Here is a 2,779-nt window from a genome sequence, read left to right on the forward strand (position 1 = left end):
CCGCCGAAGCACTCCGCTTCGCGGTCGAGGACATGCCTGGCGTGCAGCAGCGAGGCTCTCTTTTGGAAGTAAATGAGGCGCGCTTCGACCACAATCAGATCCGAGCGCTTTACGACGCGCCAGATTACCCGCTTTCCCGGAGGATCAAATGAAAAAGGCAGCTTCCTAGCTTCTCGGCTGGTGAAGGCAGTCGTTCCAAGCGGATCGGTTATCAGAGCCTGGAAAGGCCCGTAGCCTACTGATTTCCGATGAGAGACACCACCCCGTCGTCCGTGACGGCTAAGCGAACCTGAGCCAACTCCGTCACGAATACGCGCAGCAGTTAGGTCCTCCATCATACGCTAGAAACGGACTTTGGCGCGCGCCATCCTGCATGCTTCGTCACCCGGAACACAAGCTCGACAAACGTCTGGCCGCACCTCGTACACGAGACAGGACGTGTTTATCCCGACCTCACCCAACAATGCTGAACATCGCGATCCCTCGCAACGCATGCCGCGCTGATCAGCTTCGACATAGTGACGGGGTATCAAAGCCAGGTCATCGTCGGCTTCTGTCGTGAACCTTGGCCATTCGGATGAAAAACAGCAGCATGCTCCACAGGTTTGGCAGTCGATCTCGGCGGCAGATGGTGCGCTTGCCGTTAGGTCGCAGGGCGAATTTAGCTGGGTCACTTGTGCATGAGAAGCCAGAGCTTTCCCGCCATGGTAATCGTGCGTGGCGAATGTGCTTCCCCATTGCTTCCATCGAGGTTCCTGAGGAGGTCGAGTTCCGTTAGCCGCTCCACCGTCGTCGTGGTGGACGACCTCACTTTGATCGGACGCTCTTTGAATCGATCCGACCTTGCGTAGGTGACGGCGGCGTTAAGATGGGTCCAAGACCTGCCATCCGCAGAATGCAGATCTCCACTTCTCGCGAGCTTCAGGGCTTGCACCTGAGACGGGGTCAGCGATGCCACAATGGCTCGCGAATTGGCCTCGACTCTCTCTTTCGGAACAGGAAGCGATCCGCTTTGGTCTGTCGACATGATTTTTTTCCTTGATTAGCAAAAAAGACCGCAGCCCTTTGGCGCCGCCTGATCAAGCCCGGTCGTAGGTGAAGGAGGTCAGAAGGGTCGTCACGAAGTTGCTGGCTCGTTCCTTGACCAGCACTTCCGTCCATTCGTCCGTGCCGCGGAGCCTTAGATCCGTATAGATGCTATCGACGGCCGCTTCTTCGATGCGCTTGATGTGCGTGTTGAACGCTGCCTCACCCTCGGCGCGATACATGTCACGGATGACCATGCGCAGGATCTCCTGGATCGCGATTTGCCAAGCCGTGTTGATCGCCTGTAGTTCTTTTGTATCAGTGGTCACGGTCGCTCCTAGAGCATGAGTGAATTCGACGCGGATGCCTCAGTCCTAAAGATCCTTGGTCGGACGGAAGACGCCTGACGGCTTACGCTTGCCTGGCCTTGCGATTGACATAGCGTCTGTCTCGCTCGGCCTTGCGAGCGGCCTCGTCTTCGACAATCCGCGCGAGATGCATGTTTTCGGCTGACTTGCGCGCCTCGGTTTCAGCCGCTGCTGCGGCCTCAAGCCGGGTGCGCTCCACAAGCTTCAAGCGGTCCCGTTCAACATGGCGGGCTTCACGAGCTTCGACAAGCGAAACCCGCTCGGCTTGCCTGGCAAGTCGAGAAGGCTCGGCCGCTGTTTTCGCGGCACGGTACGCTTGGAGAAGGGACGCCTTGGCGCCGGCGGCAGCTGCGCGTCGATCGGTAAGTTCTTTATTTCCGTGGCGTGTCAAATCCGTATCCTAATGGTGGCGGGCGTGATGACCAACCTGCCTTTGCTCATTTGGCGACCAGGGTGGATTTTGCAGACGTCCGCTCGGCCTGTTCCTTCGCGAGGCGAGCTTCTCGAAGCCGCAAAGTCTTGGCATTGCGTGCTTGCGCCGCCGACTCGAGCTCCTCCATCGCATTATTCTTGGCAAAGAACTCTGTCTGGACATTGCCGAAGGCGATCTCTGCCTGCTGGCGAGATTTACTATATGTCTCTGTCATTGGGTTCCCCGATGTCGGCAATAGGCCGAAATGAAAAAGGCCAGGCGAACTGCCTGGCCTCAGATGATAGCGTGCTTCCGACAATGCCAGTACATCCGTGGTCAAAGGGAAGCCGATATCACTTAAGCAGCCTGCAGATTGGTGGCCGACATCTTGCCCGACTTCATGTCGCGCTCGAGCTCGAAGCCGATCTTCTGGCCTTCGACGAGTTCGCGCATCCCAGCGCGCTCGACCGCCGAGATGTGGACGAAGGCGTCAGCGCCACCGTTGTCAGGCTGAATGAAGCCGAAGCCCTTGGTGGAATTGAACCATTTTACTGTGCCAGTGGTCATGATGAACCCTTTCAAAGCATAGAGTGAGGAACTGCGAAGCGGATGCCACGCAGGTAAAACCGACTATTTTTGAAAGAGAAGTTCGCTTAGAGCACGGTGCCAATCGCGCGGTAGACAAAGCTCGGCAAGCAAAAGATCGATAACGGATCTATACGGGCTAAACGGTGCGGCGTCAACGTTTAGTTTTCACTATTCGTATATTGCGCGCTTTGATTGTATTCCGCCACGGCCACCCGGTAGCAGGCGATCGCTCGCCGTACCGATTGCCAATAAGTTGATAGCGTAAGCCTTATTAGGAACCGCGCGCTCCTTACTTGCCTGGGCCAATTCCTCACGGTGTGCGATCGCGCGAGGATGGACATATCACAGCAATGCGCTATCTTCTGCTTATCGCCAGCAGACGAAT

At 56.7% G+C, this 2,779-nt stretch carries 6 protein-coding genes; all 6 read right to left on the minus strand.

Annotated features, from left to right (window positions below; all coding sequences use genetic code 11):
• Window positions 1–341: 341 nt before the first annotated feature.
• Window positions 342–674 (minus strand): YkgJ family cysteine cluster protein, encoded by a 333-nt coding sequence (locus tag ACYJRZ_RS31780; RefSeq protein WP_459465497.1) that lies wholly within the window; start codon window positions 672–674, stop codon window positions 342–344.
• Window positions 671–958 (minus strand): hypothetical protein, encoded by a 288-nt coding sequence (locus tag ACYJRZ_RS31785; protein WP_459465502.1) that lies wholly within the window; start codon window positions 956–958, stop codon window positions 671–673. The genes ACYJRZ_RS31780 and ACYJRZ_RS31785 overlap by 4 nt, the downstream gene beginning before the upstream one ends.
• Window positions 959–1,079: 121 nt before the next feature.
• Window positions 1,080–1,355, minus strand: a complete 276-nt coding sequence (locus ACYJRZ_RS31790) for a hypothetical protein (protein WP_112423921.1) — start codon at window positions 1,353–1,355, stop codon at window positions 1,080–1,082.
• Between the two features lie 82 nt (window positions 1,356–1,437).
• Window positions 1,438–1,785: a DUF6481 family protein gene (locus ACYJRZ_RS31795; RefSeq protein WP_459465499.1), complete on the minus strand. Its 348-nt coding sequence runs from the start codon at window positions 1,783–1,785 to the stop codon at window positions 1,438–1,440.
• Between the two features lie 46 nt (window positions 1,786–1,831).
• Window positions 1,832–2,041: a hypothetical protein gene (locus ACYJRZ_RS31800; protein WP_112423923.1), complete on the minus strand. Its 210-nt coding sequence runs from the start codon at window positions 2,039–2,041 to the stop codon at window positions 1,832–1,834.
• A gap of 122 nt (window positions 2,042–2,163) precedes the next feature.
• On the minus strand, window positions 2,164–2,373 hold the full coding sequence (locus tag ACYJRZ_RS31805) for a cold-shock protein (RefSeq protein ID WP_025662430.1): 210 nt from the start codon (window positions 2,371–2,373) through the stop codon (window positions 2,164–2,166).
• Window positions 2,374–2,779 lie beyond the last annotated feature (406 nt).

It is taken from the genome of Rhizobium sp. No.120, assembly GCF_054558365.1.